The sequence below is a fragment of the Acinetobacter sp. LMB-5 genome (assembly GCF_001541635.1).
In the GTDB taxonomy this organism is placed as follows: domain Bacteria; phylum Pseudomonadota; class Gammaproteobacteria; order Pseudomonadales; family Moraxellaceae; genus Acinetobacter; species Acinetobacter pittii.
On the sequence record NZ_LRDR01000087.1, the window covers coordinates 1 to 382 of the forward strand.

Annotated in this window: 1 protein-coding gene; it reads right to left on the reverse strand. The window is 42.9% G+C overall.

Features of this window, described 5'->3' with window-relative positions:
• Positions 1-71: 71 nt before the first annotated feature.
• A partial coding sequence (locus tag AW165_RS19870) for a hypothetical protein (protein WP_171254272.1) occupies positions 72-382 on the reverse strand: 311 nt, incomplete at its 5' end.

Genomic DNA, 382 nt, shown 5'->3' on the forward strand with positions numbered 1-382 from the left:
ATGCTCAACCATACTCATAGACTGGATAGCACCTACGTGTGGAGTCTTCTTCTATGTCGAAATAACCACTCTTACGCCCGTTTCTCATCCCAACTATCAACATCTGCTGGTTTGCCTATTGGCAGTCCGGCTAAGAGCATATATTTCGCCTTATGAACAAAAGCGTAAATCTCTTTGAAGTGTTCATCGCTCATATCAGCCACCAGCGCGAGTATGCGGTCATCTCTCTCGCTAATGTCTAAGCTATTGAAGCCTTTACTTATTATCCTCATATATAGCTTGCTCTGAGCCTCTTGTGGCATTGTTTCTATCGCATCTATTAGTTTTTGGCAAACACCATTATCTTCTGGCTCATTGGTGATGGCTTTGTACTGTTCGTTTG